This window comes from Brevibacterium sp. NPDC049920 (assembly GCF_040656435.1).
Taxonomy (GTDB): Bacteria; Actinomycetota; Actinomycetes; order Actinomycetales; family Brevibacteriaceae; genus Brevibacterium; species Brevibacterium pityocampae.
On sequence record NZ_JBFAMF010000001.1, the window covers coordinates 112,246 to 128,029 of the forward strand.

Consider the following 15,784-nt stretch of genomic DNA (forward strand, 5'->3'; position numbering starts at 1 on the left):
ACCGTTCAGGCGTCGACGCCCTTGGGCGCCTTCGTCTTCATGAACCCGAACAGGTAGCCGGCGACCCGGCGGAGCTGGATCTCGTCGGAGCCTTCGGTGATGCGGTAGCGGCGGTGGTGGCGGTAGATGTGCTCGAAGGGCTTCTTCCGCGAGTACCCCATGCCGCCGTGCACCTGGATCGACCGGTCGGCGGCCTCGCAGCACAGCCGGTTGGCGAGGTAGTTCGCCATCGACACCCGGTCGGAGACCGAGAACGCGCCGTCGGTGTCCATGAGCCACGCGGTCTCGCGGATGAACGACCGCAGCGAGGACGCCCGGGCGTGGAGCTCGGCGATTGGGAACTGGATCGCCTGGTTCGAGGCCAGCGGCTTGCCGAACGGGGCCCGCTCCTGGGCATACTGCACCGACTCCTCGATGCAGTACGTCGCCGCGCCCAGGCTCGAGGCGGCCTGCCGGATCCGGTTCTCGTTGAAGAAGTGCTGCACGATCTGCAGCCCGCGGCCCTCCTCGCCGAGGATGTCGGCGTCGCCCACCTCGACATCGGTGAGACGGATGTGGGCGTGGTCGGAGGGCATGTTGAAGGTCCACACGTATTCGAGCACCTCGAAGCCGGGCGCGTCGGTGGGCACGAGGAACGCGGTGATGCCGCGGGCGTCGCCGGGCTCACCGCTCGTGCGGGCGAAGATGATGTCGCGCTCGGCGGTGTGGACGCCAGTGTTCCACATCTTCTCCCCGCTGATGCGCCAGCCGTCGGCGGTGCGGGTCGCAGTGGTCTCCATGTGGGTGGCGTCGGACCCGTGGTCGGGCTCGGTGATGCCGAAGGCCAGGTGGCGGCTGCCGTCGGCGAGGCCGGCGTTCCACTCCGCCTGCTGCTCCGGCGATCCGTAGGCGTGCATGAGGAGGAGCCCGACGTTGTTGCCGATGATGCAGTGCTCGTTCTGCAGGTCGCAGTGGAGCCCGAGGCCCTTGGCGGCGAGGAAGTCGCGGAGCACCGCCATGTCGTAGTTCGTGCCGCCGGAGCCGCCGGCGTCCTTCGGCAGGTGATAGCGGTAGAAGCCGGCCTCGTCGGCCAGTCGCCGCGCGGTGCCGAGGAGGTCCTCCCAGTCGGTGCGCGGGATGCCGCCCCGGTCCCAGTCGGTGCGCGCCCATTCCCGGCGGTGGTCGAAGAACCGGATGTTGTCGTCGGTCTGCTCGAGCGGGCGCAGCGTGGTCTCGATGAAGGTGTCGAGCTCTCCCATGAGCGTCGTCAGGTGGTCGGGCAGGCGGTAGTCCATGTCAGGTCTCCTGGAGGTGAGCGGGGTTGGAAGTGCGCAGGCGCCAGCGGGTGGCGGTGTCGAGGACGGGGATCAGGGCGGCGAGATCGGCAGGGTCCGCACACTCCCGGATCAGCTGGGCGAGTCCGTGCTCGCCGGCGACGCCGAGACGTGCCAGGCCGGCGGAGACCTCGGCCAGCGCCGCGGGCTCGAGGCTGCGCTGCCGGCGCACGAGGTCGACGACGTTGCGTGCCACCCGGCCGCGGAACGCGGTGACGGAGCCGTCGCCTGCGACGACGTCCCGGGTGAGCCAGCGGGACAGCGCGCCGAGGAGCTCGTCGGCGGTGGGCGCGGAGAACAGGTCATCGGCGGTGAGCGCCGGGCCGCTCGGTGCGGCGTGCGCCCCGTGAGCGGCGTCCGCAGTGACTGCCGGGGACGGGCCCCCGGATCCGGTCGGGAGGGAGTCCGCGTCCGGGTGCGCCTCGGGAGCGGGAGCGAGGTGATCGGCGAAGAGGAGGCGGAGGAGGTCGTGCTCCTGCTCGGCACAGCGCCGGCCGATCGCGAGCAGCTCGAGCTCGTTGGGGTGCTCCTCATGGGCGCGCTGCATCTGCCGCAGCGTGCCGATCGCCCACCACAGGGTGGCGCGGGCCTGCCACCAGCGGACCGCGGCGGTGTCGGGGCGGCGGCCGGATGCCTCGGCGTAGGCGTCGAGGAAGGCATCGAGGTCGCCGAGGCCGGCGACCTCTCCGAGTCCGCCGAACCGCCAGGCCCGCATGCAGAGGTAGCCGAGGTCCTCGTCCGGATCGCCGAGGTGGGCGAGCTCCCAGTCGAGGACCGCGGCGAGTCCGGACTCGTCGACCATGAGGTTCCCGAGCCGGAAGTCGCCGTGGACCAGGGATTCGCCCCCGGCCGGGGGCCGGGTCTCCGCGAGCCGGCGCAGCGAGACCTCGATGACGGGGCGGACGATGCCGATCTCCCGGTAGTCCGCGGCGAGCCGTTCGACGGGATCGCTCAGGCGGGTCAGCTCAGCCCGGGCGACTGCGGCCGGGGCGATCGCGTGGATCCGGGCGGCGGCGCGGGCGAGGTCGTCGGGCAGCGCGGTGCGGGCGGCGGCGAACCGCTCGTCGCGGAGGATCCGACGGGCGATCGCCTCCCCGGTGACGTGCTCGAGGAGGAGGGCCGGCGTGCCGATGAGCTCTCCGGCGGTGTCGTCGTGGATCAGGCGCGCGCAGGGCACCTCGGCGTGGCCGGCGGCGGCGAGCACGGCCGCCTCGGCGGCGTTCGCCTCCGGCGCCTCGTTCCCGCGGTGGTCCGCCCGGAGCACGCAGGTGCGGGTGCCGTCGGTGGTGCGCGCGTCGAACCGGAGGATCTCCCGGCTCGCTCCCCCGGCCAGTGTGCTCACCGCGACCTCGTGGACCGGGGTGCCGAGGATCCGGGATAGGGCGCAGGCGAGGTGCGCGCTGTCGGGCGGCCGGCTGCTGTCCGCCTGCGGCGGGTGGGCTGCGGTCGGGCCGTCGGCTCCCATCGCGTCTCCTCCTCGAGATCGATGCGCTGCGGTGCACCTCCGCGTCGGATTCAATCCACCGAGCGAACGTTCAGAATAGTGACTTTAGTCTGCCCGGACGACGGCGCGAGGTCAAGAGGGGACGACGAAGGCCCATCGGCATGATGCCGATGGGCCTTCTGTTCTGTAGCGGGAGCGGGACTCGATCCCGCGACCTCACGATTATGAGTCGTGCGCTCTAACCAGCTGAGCTACCCCGCCCCGGCACGAATCGTGATTCGTACGAGAGCCCCAAAAGGGAATCGAACCCTTGACCTTTTCCTTACCATGGAAACGCTCTGCCGACTGAGCTATTGGGGCAACGAGAAGATACTCTACACACCCGCTTCCGTGAACGCAAAATCGGCTGAACCGGGGTCTCGCACCGCGATCCGGAGGCCCGGATGCACCGTATTCGCACCGGCTCAGCGCATGGCGCGGGAGCGGATGACCTCCTCGACGAGGTCGGCCTCGGTCGCACCGTAGAGGGTGCGCGCCCACACCGTGTCGCGGTCCGGGTAGGGGGCGCCGTCCACGCGCAGCCACTGGAGCGGGTGGCCGCGGCGCTGCTCGAGCGCACACTTGGCGCACATCGGCACGGTGAGTCCGCGACCGCCGCCGGCGGTGACCTTCCCCACCTTGTGCGCCTCGCCGTGGCGCGGGTTCACCGTGCACGGCCCGCGCAGCGGCCGGCCGCCGGTGAGCCGCGCCGAGCGCTGGCGCTCGACCGATTCGAGAGACCGCTCTGCGATGTCGAACAGGACGAGCGAGCCCACGAGGTCGTCCTCGGCCGCGGATTCGTCCTCGGCGATGCGCCGTGCCAGGCCGAAGGCGTCGAGCCCGCGCTGCACGGTCGCCGACTGCTCGGCGCTGAGCCCCTCCGTCTGCAGCGCTTCGAGCTTCTCCGCGATCCGCAGCGCGTCCTGGCCGAGCACGCGACGCATCCTGCTGCGGTCGGAGTCCCTGGCCGCGGCCATGACGCTGTCGGGGATCCGGTACTTGCGGGTGCGCACCGGACGCCTCCGGGCGAGGAACCAGACCCCGCCCACGAGCCCGACGAGCACCACCCCGGCGATGACGGCGGAGCGCACCGGGTGGTAGGTGATCGCCTGGCGGATCCGGTCCGACAGCGGCGGCTCGTACTCCTCGTACTGCGGGTCAGCCAGCCGATCGAGCACATCGTTGAGCCATTCGACGCTCGACACCCGAGAGTCGGGATCGTGATGCCATCGGTCGAACTGCTGCTCGACGGCCAGATGCGCGTCGAGGTCCGCGAGTTCGACGGTGTGCCGGAGGATCCCGTCGGCGGGCACGACGATGAAGGCGCCCTCGCCGCCGTGCGCCTGCGCGATGAGCATGGGAAGGTCGCGGGAATCGGCGTAATCGGTCACCCCGAGCAGAACGAGATAGGTCGGGTGCTCGGTCGCGGCGACCTTCTCCTCGAACACGTCCAGGGTGGCCTGCGGATAGCGATCCGCCGCGGCCTCATCGACGTAGAGCGGGGATTCGTCGAGTTCCGCGGCGATCCGCACCGCGGCCTCGAGTGTCGTCTCGGTGCCCTCGAAGAGCTCTTCGACCCTCTCCGCATCGGTCGGCTCGGGGGCTCCGGAATCCTCGGCCGTGCCCTCCGCCGCTTCCGCGCTCCCCGCGGAAGCGACCACTGCGGCACGGTCCGGGGCCTCCACCGCCGCCGCGAGCACAGGGCCGCCTCCGAGCAGTGCTCCGGTCAGCACCGCGGCTGCAAGCAAGCGTCCCACCGGATCCTCACTTCCTTCTCGTGTTGTCGAGGTATGCGCGGCCGAACACCAGACCGCCGATGATGAGCAGGACGAGCGCGACGGCGCCGGAGCTGATCACCGAGGTCCGCACCCGGTCGAAGTACTCCGGGGTACCCGGGAACGGCCCCGGTTCGTATTCCTCGGCCTGATAGTCGTAGAAGTTCCGGTGCTCGGTCTCCGGGTCCCGCGTCTCCGACCACCCGATGCCGGGCAGCGCAGTGATGTACTCCTTCACCACGTCGCGCACCGGCAGGTCGGCGGTGCGTTCACGGAGCTCGGCCTCCCCGCCGTCGTAGCGCGGGATCGCCTCGTAGCGGCTGAGCTGCACGAAGCCGCTGCTCGCGATCACGAGGGTGGTGTCCTCCGGGATCCGGTCGTGCAGTGCGAGCTCGAAGCCTGTGGACCCGCCGCGGTACGCGTCGGTGCTCTCGAAGTCGATCACCACGACGGCGACCGGGTCCTCGGCTTCGGCGACGAGGCGGGCGAAGCGCTCTTCGTCCTCGGGAGCGTACCCGAGCCGCTGGGTGGGATCGATGTACACACCGTCCTCCTCGACGGCCCGGGCCGCGGCATCGACCCGTGTCGTGTCGACCTCGCCCTCGAGGGCGACGAGCGGCAGGTGGGCCGGCGAGGCGACGGAAGCGATGCCCGCACGCCGATTCTGCTCGTACAGGCACCCGAGCCCCGTGACGAGAACCGGGATGACGAGCGAGACGGCTGTGATGTGGATCCACGCAGGCAGCCAGGGACGCACCGGTGCGCTCCTCGGAGCCGTCTTGCGACCGCCTGTTCGATGACCCTTCCGGGCACGATCCTGTTCGTCGGCCGCGCTCAGCGCCGCCTCGAACTCGGACGGGCTCTCGAACAATCCCGGCGAGGGCTCCCAGCCCTCGGACGCCGAGGCGAGCGCCGTGCTCAGCGGACCGAACGCGCCGAAGCCGCTGAGCGCGAACGGCGAATCCTCGTCCTGCCAGTAGGGACGGCCCTGCGCGATTCCCCTGTCCGAGAGGAAGTCGGGCGCCTCCCCGGCCGCGAGCTCCTGGGCGATGACGGTCGAGACCGGCACCTCGATGTCGCCGCCGAAGCCGTCCCAGGTCCGCCGCTCCTGGGCCTCGAGGTGCGGGAGGAAGAAACACCGCTCACGACGGCGCCCGCGCGCCTCGTCGTCGAGGACCGTCCATGCGGTCCATACGAGCGGGTTCGTCGTGTCTCCCGGTGCGGGCAGCCGGTCGACGGCCGCGCCGAGATCGCCCGGCAGCGGCTCGCGCCGGCGCAAGCTCAGGCGTGCTCCGATGGCGCGGTCACGCATCCGATTGAGGTCGCGCAGCTGCTCGACGGAGTCCGCCGCCGCGCGGGCGCGCCGCTTCTCCCGGCGCCCGAACAGCAGGGAGCCGAGGACCTCGGCGCCGGAGCGGATCATCCCGCCGAGCACGAGGTAGCCGGCACCGAGGAGTCCGCCCACCCCGATGAGCACGATGGTGTGGAAGACGGGGAACAGCGGAACCCGATCGACGGCGGCGTGCTCGGGTCGCACATCCTGGGCCGCGGAGGTCAGCCTCTCGATGTCGTTCGCAGCGGGGTCCTCTGCGTGATCGAGCCCGGTGCGGATCGCGTAGTGGATCGCCGGGCCCGGAACCTCCGCATTGAGCTCGGGGACCCTCTCCTTCGTGAGAGAGCGGGTGAGGACCCCCTCGGAGAATCCCATCGTGTAGAGCTCAGCATCCGAGTTCCACAGGACGTAGTAGGCGGTCTCGATGGCACGCGCTTCGGCGTCGGCGAGGAGGATCTCCTCGAGCATCCGTTCCGACGTGTCCCCACTGAGTTGCTCTCCGGTGCGATCGCGGGACGGGAAGCGATTCATCAGCCCGATGTACACCGGGGGGACATCTGATTCGAGCTCGGCGAGCGCATCGTCGACGATCCCGCGCTGCCTCTCGTCCCAGAACGCAGCGGTGGCGCTGTCGGTGAAAACTTCGCCGTCGTCCCAGGCCTCCCCCATGCGCTCGACGTAGCCGTCGATGTACCACTGCCGGGCGGACTCAGCGAGCTCGGTCTCATCCGAGGCGCCGGCGGCCTGTTCGTCGGGTCCCTCGTCCGGGGCGGGTGTCCGGCTCGGGGCGGGCGCCTCGGCGGTGGGGGCCGGGGCTGCGACGGTCGGCGTCACGGGCACGGCGGAGATGACGGATCCGGCCCCGAGGACGGCGCACGCAGCCGTCACGAGGAGCCTCCGGAGCACCGGGGCACGGCGCGCGCCGCGGTGGGCGGGCTCCACGGAGGACAGCGGTCGGATGAGCATACTGAGCACTCTATGACGCGGGGCGGTCCATGGCCGGGCCGGGGTGTTCCGGTTCCGGCACAGCTGCGGCGAGAGCGTCACCGGGTCGGTGCGCCGACGTCACCGGTCCCGACCGCCGACGGCTCCGCGCGCTCGCCCCGCTGTCACACCGCGTCGTACTTGGCGGCGAGGTAGCCCTGGAGTCGTCCCGGGTGGTTGGTGATGATCGCGGAGATCCCCGAGCCCAGCAGCCGCTCCCACACCGCAGGCGCGTCGACGGTCCACACGAACATCCCGAAGCCGAGCTCCATGAACTCCTCGGCGAGCTGACGGCGGGCGAAGAAGCCGCGCTCGGAGGGGTTGTAGCCGATGACCTCGAGGGCGTGCGCGAGCTCGACGTCGCCGTCGCGCGGCATGAGGCGCAGCAGGCAGCGCGGGACCATGGGGATGAGGTCACGGGCGGCCTCGAGGGTGCGCACGGAGAAGCTCTGGATGATGATCCGGTCGGCCATCCCGGTCTCAATGATGTCCGCGGCGACCTGGGACACCGCCCCCGGGGACCAGTCGTCCTTGAATTCGAGGAGGAGCCTGCCGCCGTGCTCGGCGAGGTCGGCGAGCAGGGTCCGCAGCTTCGGCACCCGCTGGCCGGCGAAACCGGGCCCCAGCCAGGACCCGGCATCGGCGAGCGAGATCCGCTCGTCGCTCATCTGCGCGATCGTGCCGGTGGCGGTCGTCGTGCGGTTGAGGGTCGAGTCGTGGAGCACCATCGGGGTGCCGTCCCCGCTGATCCCGAGGTCGACCTCGATGAAGTCGCAGCCGATCGCCCGAGCCGCGTCGACCGCGGCCAGGGTGTTCTCCGGCGCGGCACCCGAGTAGCCGCGGTGGGCGATGACCCAGGGCCGGTCGTCCCGGCCCGGTGCCGCGGCCACCCGCTGTGCGCGGAGGTACTCGGCGAATCTCAACTGTGGCCCCGGAGCACCTGGCCGAGCCGCGCGTAGCCCTCCACCGCGATGGCCCGCCACAGGTGCGAGGCCGTGATCGGGTCGGTCTCCATCATCTTCTCGATCGCGTCCTTGGGCAGGAGCTTGATCTCCGTGTCGGTCACGGCCTTGACGGTGAAGGGCTGCTTGAAGTGGTCGTTGAGGGAGAGCTCCCCGAACGACATGCCCGCGGTGAGGATCGACACGACCTCCCGGCCGCGGTCGGCCGGGGAGAGGGTGTGGACCGTGCCCGAGGTGATGAAGCGGATCCCGTCGAACTTCTGCCCGATCCGGCGGATGACGTCGCCGGCGGCGTACTCCTCGTCGACGAGGTGCTCGGCGATCTTCTCCCGGAACTCGGGGTCGATCGAGCCGATGAGGGTGGGGCGGTCGGCCTCCTCGTCGGGGAAGCAGTCCGCGTCGCCGTACTCCTCGAGGATCCGGTTCTCCGCCCAGGTCAGCGCCTCGTTGCGGGAGCCGAAGATCTCGACGTCCATCTCCACCGGGACCATGAGCTCGCTGAGCCGGTCGTCGGGGTCGACGAGGCCGAGGGCGACCCCGACCTCGTCGAGCGCGCGCGCCATGCGCGACAGCTGGCGCACGGACACCTCGGCGATGTCGTCGGCGCGGCTGAGGTCGAGGACGATGCACTCGGTGTCGTCGCCGAACTTCGCGACCTCGCGGGAGAGCACCTCCGCACCGGAGAACAGCAGGTCACCCATGACCTCGACGACGTGCGCCTGGTGGCCGTGCTCGGCGAGCACCTTCTCAGCGGCCTCGGGGCGACGGGTGGTCGACGGGGTCTTGTCGATCGTCTCGTTCGAGCGGATGGTCGACAGCCCGGCCTTCGAGGTGCGGACGAAGTGGAGCTCGAGATCGCTCGAGATCTGCCGGTGCGCGGCGAGCCCGCGCACGCTCGAGCCGTGCTCGTCGAGCGGAGGGGAGAAGGAGGCGAGGCCCAGCTGGCCGGGGAGCACGGAGATGATGCCGCCGCCCACGCCGCTCTTGGCGGGCAGGCCGACGCTCGCCACCCAGTCGCCGGAGTCGTCGTACATGCCGCAGGTGAGCATGACGGAGAGCACCCGCTCCACGACACGGGTGTCGAACACCCGCTCCTGGGTCACCGGGTTGACGCCGAGATTGGCCAGCGTGGCGGCCATGACGGAGAGGTCCCGGGCGGTCACCGCGATCGCGCACTGCTTGGTGTAGTCGTCGTGCGCCGGGTTCGGATCGCCCTCGAGGATGCCCCAGGAGGAGAGGAACCAGGTGAGGCCGCGGTTGTGGGCGCTGCCCTGGCTGTCCTGCGAGTGGACGTCCTCGTCCATCTCGAGCTCGCGGCCGGCGCACGCGGACATCACGGTGAGGATCTTGTCGAACACGGTCCTGCCGCGCTCGGGGAGGATCTGGCCGGTCGCGGCGATCGCGCCGATGTTGATGAGCGCGTTCTTCGGCCGGCCGCTGCCGGACTCCGAGGACAGGTCCGCGAAGGACGAGCCGGAGGGCTCGACGTCGATCTTCGAGTCCATGTAGGCGAAGCCCCGGTCCTGCAGCGCGATCGCGTAGCAGAAGACCTTCGAGATCGACTGGATCGCGAAGGGCACCTCGGCATCGCCGGCCGTGTAGGTGAAGCCGTCGGACGTCGTCATCGCCAGCCCGCACAGGTTGGGGTCCTGGGAGGCGAGCACGGCGTTCGGCGATTTCGTGGACCCGCCGCGGATGTCGAGGAGGCTCTCGTGGACGGTGTCGAGGTATCTCTGGATGGGTGCGTGCATACGGCCACACTATCGGAATCGCGCGCGGGCGCGAGTCGGCGTCCGGCCGGGCGCGGACCGCACGCGAGCGGGGCGCTGCGGGCGTGGCCGTGCGGGCGGGTGAGGGGGCCGGGCCGCCCCTCGGCGGCGGACGACGACGGCCCCGGTCCGGTGTCTCCACCGGGCCGGGGCCGTCCGAGCTGTGGCAGGTATAGGATTCGAACCTATGAAGGCGAAGCCGTCTGATTTACAGTCAGATCCCTTTGGCCGCTCGGGCAACCTGCCAATGCTGCGCGCCCGCCGATTCCTCGCCGAGCACCTATGGAAGAATACTAGGCCCTCCCGGAAAACGCCAAACCGCGCCCACTAGACTGGCAGTCGACCGACATCCCCCATCGCGAGGAGCAGCAATGGCCAGTGATTCATCGTTCGACATCGTGTCCAAGGTGGACCGGCAGGAGGCCGACAACGCGCTCAACCAGGCGGCCAAGGAGATCGGTTCCCGCTACGACTTCAAGGGCACCGAGGCCTCGATCGAGTGGTCCGGCGAGAAGGTCCTCATGAAGGCGGTGAGCGAGGACCGCGTCAAGGCCGTCCTCGACGTCTTCCAGTCGAAGCTCGTCAAGCGCGGCATCTCGCTCAAGTCGCTCGACACCGGCGAGCCGTTCCCCTCCGGCAAGGAGTTCCGGATCGAGGGGAGCCTCAAGGAGGGCATCGACCAGGAGAACGCGAAGAAGATCTCCAAGACGATCCGCGACGAGGGGCCCAAGGGCGTCAAGGCCCAGATCCAGGGCGACGAGCTGCGCGTGAGCTCGAAGAAGCGCGACGACCTCCAGGCCGTCATCGCCCTCCTCAAGGGCAAGGACCTCGACGTCGATCTCCAGTTCACCAACTACCGCTGAGCCGGACCGCCGCCGAGGCGCGGGCTCGGACCCGTCGGGGCCGGGACGAGGATTCCTCGTCCCGGCCCTGTCATGTTCCGGTGCGGTGCCGTGCGGTGCTGAGTCCGACTCAGCCGACGGTCTCGTCGGCGGCGACGACGGCCCGGCGCGCCTCGGCGAGCATCGCCTCGCGCGTGGCGATCTTGATGCGCTCGCGCCCGTGGGGCTCGCCGAGCGCCTTCTCCGCCGCCTCGAGGAGGTGGTAGCCCTCCCAGTCGACGAAGTCGACAGACTTCGAGCGGAGCAGCTCGATGATCGCGTCCTCGGTGGGCGCCTCGGGCTCGGGCAGGCCGCCGGCGGCGCGGTCGGCGATGAGGTGGGTGATCGTCTCGAGCGCGTCGCCCTTGGTGTGGCCGATGAGGCCGACGGGCCCGCGCTTGATCCAGCCGGTGGCGTAGACGCCGGGCAGCACGGGGGCCTCGGCGGCGTCGGCCTGGCGCAGGGTGTCCGCGACCCGTCCCTCGTGGTTGGGGATGACGCCGCGCCGGTCGTCGAACGGCAGCTGGGGCAGGGCGGTGCCGAAGTAGCCGACCGCCCGGTAGACGGCGTCCATCGGCCAGTCGGTGAACTCGCCGGTGCCGGTCACGCCGCCGCTGCCGTCGAGCTCCTGGCGCTCGGTGCGCAGGCCGGTCACGCCCGTGTCGCCGAGCACCGCGACGGGCGCGTGGAGGAAGTGCAGGTGGAGACGGCGCGGGGCGCCGGTGGGTTCGCGCAGGGTGAAGTCGGTGAGCGTCTTCGTCACCTGCTTGACCTGATTGTTCGAATGGATCGTCGCCATCGAGGCCTCGTCGAACTCGAAGTCCTCCGGGTACACGATGATGTCGACGTCCTTGACGTGACCGAGCTCGCGGAGCTCGAGCGGCGTGAACTTCGCCTGCGCGGGACCGCGCCGGCCGAACACGTGGACATCGGTGACCCGCGACTGCTTGAGACCTTCGTACACGTGGTCCGGGATCTCGGTGCTGAGCATGTCGTCGGCCTGCTTGGCGAGCACGCGCGCGACGTCGAGGGCGACATTGCCGTTGCCGATCACCGCGACGCGCTCGGCGTCGAGCGGCCAGGTCTGCGGCACGTCGGGGTGCGCGTCGTACCAGTTGACGAAGTCCGCCGCCCCGTAGGACCGGTCGAGGTCGACGCCCGGGATGTCGAGCTTGGCGTCGATGAAGCACCCGGTCGAGAAGATCACCGCGTCGTAGTGGCGCTGGAGCTCCTCGCGCGTGATGTCCGTGCCGTACTCGACGTTCGCGAACAGCCGGATGTCGCCGCGGTCGAGGACCTTGATGAGTGCGTTGATGATGCCTTTGATGCGCGGGTGGTCGGGTGCCACGCCGTAGCGCACGAGTCCGAAGGGGGCCGGGAGCCGTTCGAAGAGATCGATGCTGACGTCGAAGTCCCGTTCGGCCTTGGTGAGGAGATCGGCCGCGTAGATCCCTGCTGGACCTGCGCCGATGATGGCCACCCGGAGGGGACGTGTCATTCTCACAACCTTTCGTTTCGGTCAGCCACCCAGTCTAGTGAGGGCGCGGAATCGGGGCGAACCGAAGTGTCCGAAATCACCGAAGTCACAGCACACTGTGCAGATAGTCACTAGACTGCCGATGTGAATGACCCAGAGATCCCGGACGACGAGTCCGCACGGCGCAGAGCGGGCCTCATCCTCGGACTCTCGGGGTACCTGTTCTGGGGCGGGATGCCGCTGATCTTCGCCGCCGCCCAGCCGGCCGGCCCGGTCGAGATCCTCGCCCACCGGATCGTGTGGTCGCTCGTCACCTGCGTCCTCCTCCTCACCGCCGCCCGCGGCTACGGCCGGGTCCTCACGGCGTTCCGGAACCGCGGCGTGTTCTGGACGCTGGCGCTGGCGAGCTTCGTCGTCGCGATCAACTGGTTCGGGTTCCTGCTCGGCGTGCAGCTCGAGCGCGTCATCGAGATCTCGCTCGGCTACTTCTTCAATCCGCTCGTCACCGTGTTCCTCGGTGTGGTGTTCCTCGGCGAGAAGCTCCGACCGCTCCAGTGGGTCGCGATGGCCGTGGGCACGATCGCCGTCGTCGTCATCGCGGTGGGCTACGGCCAGGTGCCATGGCTGGCGCTGCTCGTGTCGTTCTCCTTCGGCCTCTACGGACTCATCAAGAACAAGGTCGGTGGGCGGGTCGGCGCGCTCGAGGGGCTCACCGTCGAGTCCACCGTGCTCACCCCGTTCGCGCTCGCCGCCATCGCCTGGTTCGTGCTCAGCGGGAACTCGCACTTCGGCACCGAGGGGGTGGGCCACACGCTCATCATGCTCTCGCTCGGGCCGGTGACCGCGATCCCGCTCATCCTGTTCGGGGCGGCGACCCGCCGGGTGCCGCTGTCCTGGGTGGGGATGATGCAGTACATCACCCCGACGATGCAGTTCATCCTCGGCGTCACCGTGCTCGGGGAGGAGATGTCGACCGCCCGCTGGATCGGCTTCTTCATCATCTGGTCCGCGGTCGCGATCCTCACCGTGGACATGGTCCGCGCCTCCCGCCGCCGCCCCCGCCGCTGAAGCGCGGAGCCGGCCGAAGCGCGGAGCCGGCTGAGGCGCGGAGCCGGCTGAAGCGCAGGCCGGCTGAGGCGCAGAGCCGGCTGAAGCGCGGGCCGGGATCAGGCGCCGGGTCGGCGGACAGGCGCGACGGCAGGGGCCTCGGGCGTTCCGGGGACACTCCAGTGTGGTCGCGGGCGTTCCGCGGTCACCTCAGTGCGGATACCCGAGGGTAACCGCACTGGATCGACCTGGGAAAGCAGAGCCGAGTGAAGCGCAGGGCCGGGTGCACCCCTGCGGGATCAGGCGGCGCGGGTGACGGCGGAGCGGGCGAACTCGACGAGCCCGTCCTTGACCTCGCCGTCGGGCACCGGGGCGAGCGCGGCCACGGCATCCTCGGCCCACGCCTCGGCGGCGCGCCGGGCCCGGGCAGTGGCAGGGTGCGCGACGAGGGCCTGCCGGGCGCGCTCGAGCGCGGCGTCCGAGCCCAGGTCCTCCTCGAGCAGCGCGACGACCTCACGGGCGGCGGCGTCACCGGCCCGGGCGTCCTGCCGGACGTAGAGGACGGGCAGGGTCGCCACGCCCTCGCGCAGGTCGGTGCCCGGAGTCTTGCCGGACTTCGCACCGTCGGACACGAGGTCGATGAGGTCGTCGGCGAGCTGGAACGCCACCCCGACCTTCTCCCCGTACTCCCGCAGCGGGGCGATGAGCTCGCCCGGGGCGTCGGAGTAGCGCAGCCCGAACTCGCCGGCGGCCGCGATGAGGGACCCGGTCTTGTCGCCGAGCACCTCGAGGTAGTGGTCGATCGGGTCGATGCCGTCGGCGGGCCCGGTGAACTCGTGGAGCTGGCCGAGCACGAGGCGCTCGAAGGTCTCCGCCTGCAGCCGCACCGCGGCCGTCCCCATCTGCGAGGTCAGCAGGGAGGCACGGGCGAACAGCAGGTCGCCGGTGAGGATCGCGACGCTGTTGCCCCACACCGTGTGGGCGGCGGGCGCCCCGCGGCGCATCGGCGCATCGTCCATGACGTCGTCGTGGTAGAGGGTGGCGAGATGGATGAGCTCGACGGCGGCCGCGGCCCGGTCGACGTCGACCCGGTCGGACTCCCCGAACTCCGCGGCGAGCAGCACGAGCAGCGGGCGCACCCGCTTGCCGCCGGCGCGCAGCAGGTGGTGGCAGGCCTCGTCGGGCAGCGCGCTCGCCTGCTCGACGACCGCGTTGAGGAGCGATTCGATCCGCACCAGTCGGTCCGCCAGCCGCTCCGCGAGCGCGGAGTCGGCCTGCACGAACGCCGCCGGGGTCAGCGGCCGCGCCTCGCGCGTGCCGTGCTCCACCGGGGTGGGCGAGGTCTCGGCGGCGTTCGTCATGTCCTCTTCAATCGTCCTCAGGGGCTCGGGCGCCGCGCGCTGTGGGGCGCGGCGCTCAGTCATCGCTTCGCTGCTCAGTCATTGCTGGTCGCGGGGACCACGGTCGTCAGAGCGGTGATGAGGCGATCGTACAGATCGCGCTCGCGCACCGCCGAGTCCTGATACAGATTGGCCAAGAGCTTGACGACGAAACGCATCAGGGTGTCGACACTCATACCGTACTTGATCCCCAGCGCCATGATCTCGGGCCTGCCGATGAGCGCGGCGAACACCCGGCCGAGCGTGAAATAGCTCCCGAGGTGTCCGCGCACGAGCGCCGGGTACTCCGCGAGCTTCTCCCGCCGGATCCGCTCCGGGTACCGGGCGTAGGTGGCGACGACCTCGGCGGCGAGCCGGGAGCTGAGCATCGCGTAGTCGATGCCCTCCCCGTTGAACGGGTTGACCATCCCGGCGGCGTCCCCGACGAGCAGCACGCCCTGCTTGAGGTGCGGGGTGCGGTTGAAGGCCATCGGCAGGGCGGCGCTGCGCACGGGCTCGAGCCGCGTCTCCTCCCCGATCGACCACTCCTCGCCCATCGCGGCGATCCAGTCGCGGAGCACCGCCCGGTAGTCGACCTTCCCGAACTGGGGCGAGGTGTCGAGGATGCCGAGGCCCACGTTGACGGTGCCGTCGCCCATGGGGAACAGCCAGCCGTAGCCGGGCATCGGCTCGCCGAGCGCACCGGCATCGGTGCGGGCGCGCAGCTCGAGCCAGCTCTCGAGGTAGGCCTCGGAGTGCCGCGGGGAGGAGTGGTAGGTGCGCACGGCCACGCCGATCGGCCGGTCGTCGCGCTTCTCGATGCCGAGCGCGATCGCCATCCGCGCGGACACCCCGTCGGCGGCGATCACGGTGGGCGCCCGGAACAGCGCTTCGGGCCCGACCTTGCGACCGCGGTGGTCAGTCCCGGTCGCCTTGATCCCGCGCACCCAGCCGTCGGCGCCGAACACCGGCTCCGAGGCGTGGACCTGCTCGAACAGACGCGCGCCGCAGGCCTGGGCGTGGCGGGCGAGCTCCTCGTCGAGGCGGGAGCGGGCGCGGGTGAGCCCGTAGGACGGGACTCCCTGGACCTCGGGCCAGTCGATCTCGAGCCGGTGGCCGCCGCCGATGAGCCGCAGCCCCCGGTTGCGGTGCCAGCCGGACGCCTCCGGGGTCGCGAATCCCAGGTGATCGAGCTCCTGGACGGCGCGCGGGGTCAGGGCGTCGCCGCACACCTTGTCGCGCGGGAAGGACGACTTCTCGAGGATGACGACCTCGAGCCCGGCGCGGGCGAGGTGCGCCGCGGCCGTCGAGCCAGCCGGTCCGGCGCCGACGACGATGACGTCGGCGTCGATGGTGGTGGTCATGCACCCGGCTCCGGGCG

Annotated in this window: 11 protein-coding genes and 3 tRNA genes; 2 read left to right on the forward strand and 12 right to left on the reverse strand. The window is 70.7% G+C overall.

Annotated elements, in window-relative coordinates; all coding sequences use genetic code 11:
* Nucleotides 1-5: 5 nt before the first annotated feature.
* The 9 genes from AB0I45_RS00570 to AB0I45_RS00610 all read right to left on the reverse strand — a co-directional run bounded on the left by AB0I45_RS00570 (nucleotide 6) and on the right by AB0I45_RS00610 (nucleotide 9,865).
* Complete coding sequence (locus AB0I45_RS00570; RefSeq protein WP_360315972.1) at nucleotides 6-1,274, reverse strand: acyl-CoA dehydrogenase family protein; 1,269 nt, start codon at nucleotides 1,272-1,274, stop codon at nucleotides 6-8.
* A gap of 1 nt (nucleotide 1,275) precedes the next feature.
* Entirely contained in the window at nucleotides 1,276-2,778 is a 1,503-nt protein-coding gene (locus AB0I45_RS00575; RefSeq protein ID WP_360315975.1) for a phosphotransferase, read from the reverse strand.
* Between the two features lie 166 nt (nucleotides 2,779-2,944).
* Nucleotides 2,945-3,018: transfer RNA gene (locus AB0I45_RS00580), tRNA-Met, on the reverse strand.
* 26 nt (nucleotides 3,019-3,044) lie between these two features.
* Nucleotides 3,045-3,117, reverse strand: a tRNA-Thr gene (locus tag AB0I45_RS00585).
* A 104-nt stretch (nucleotides 3,118-3,221) separates the two neighbouring features.
* Nucleotides 3,222-4,553: a hypothetical protein gene (locus AB0I45_RS00590; RefSeq protein WP_247618291.1), complete on the reverse strand. Its 1,332-nt coding sequence runs from the start codon at nucleotides 4,551-4,553 to the stop codon at nucleotides 3,222-3,224.
* 7 nt (nucleotides 4,554-4,560) lie between these two features.
* Nucleotides 4,561-6,870, reverse strand: coding sequence for a hypothetical protein (locus AB0I45_RS00595; protein ID WP_247618290.1), 2,310 nt, complete (start codon nucleotides 6,868-6,870; stop codon nucleotides 4,561-4,563).
* Between the two features lie 143 nt (nucleotides 6,871-7,013).
* Nucleotides 7,014-7,811, reverse strand: a complete 798-nt coding sequence (locus tag AB0I45_RS00600) for a glycerophosphodiester phosphodiesterase family protein (RefSeq protein WP_137318006.1) — start codon at nucleotides 7,809-7,811, stop codon at nucleotides 7,014-7,016.
* Entirely contained in the window at nucleotides 7,808-9,601 is a 1,794-nt protein-coding gene (glsA, locus tag AB0I45_RS00605; RefSeq protein WP_345029965.1) for a glutaminase A, read from the reverse strand. Before glsA ends, AB0I45_RS00600 begins: the two co-directional genes overlap by 4 nt.
* A 182-nt stretch (nucleotides 9,602-9,783) precedes the next feature.
* Nucleotides 9,784-9,865, reverse strand: a tRNA-Tyr gene (locus AB0I45_RS00610).
* Nucleotides 9,866-9,990: 125 nt separating this feature from the next.
* On the opposite strand from AB0I45_RS00610, the gene AB0I45_RS00615 reads away from it, so the two are divergent.
* Nucleotides 9,991-10,482, forward strand: coding sequence for a YajQ family cyclic di-GMP-binding protein (locus tag AB0I45_RS00615; RefSeq protein WP_247618288.1), 492 nt, complete (start codon nucleotides 9,991-9,993; stop codon nucleotides 10,480-10,482).
* 109 nt (nucleotides 10,483-10,591) lie between these two features.
* Here AB0I45_RS00615 and AB0I45_RS00620 read toward each other — a convergent pair whose 3' ends face one another.
* Entirely contained in the window at nucleotides 10,592-11,998 is a 1,407-nt protein-coding gene (locus tag AB0I45_RS00620) for an FAD-dependent oxidoreductase (RefSeq protein ID WP_137318009.1), read from the reverse strand.
* A gap of 123 nt (nucleotides 11,999-12,121) precedes the next feature.
* Between AB0I45_RS00620 and rarD the strand changes: the two genes are divergently transcribed.
* Nucleotides 12,122-13,045: an EamA family transporter RarD gene (gene rarD, locus AB0I45_RS00625; RefSeq protein ID WP_254668840.1), complete on the forward strand. Its 924-nt coding sequence runs from the start codon at nucleotides 12,122-12,124 to the stop codon at nucleotides 13,043-13,045.
* Nucleotides 13,046-13,323: 278 nt separating this feature from the next.
* Here the strand turns inward: rarD and AB0I45_RS00630 are convergent, their stop codons facing one another.
* Complete coding sequence (locus AB0I45_RS00630; protein WP_137320285.1) at nucleotides 13,324-14,385, reverse strand: polyprenyl synthetase family protein; 1,062 nt, start codon at nucleotides 14,383-14,385, stop codon at nucleotides 13,324-13,326.
* Nucleotides 14,386-14,459: 74 nt separating this feature from the next.
* Nucleotides 14,460-15,767 (reverse strand): geranylgeranyl reductase family protein, encoded by a 1,308-nt coding sequence (locus tag AB0I45_RS00635; protein ID WP_360315983.1) that lies wholly within the window; start codon nucleotides 15,765-15,767, stop codon nucleotides 14,460-14,462.
* Nucleotides 15,768-15,784 lie beyond the last annotated feature (17 nt).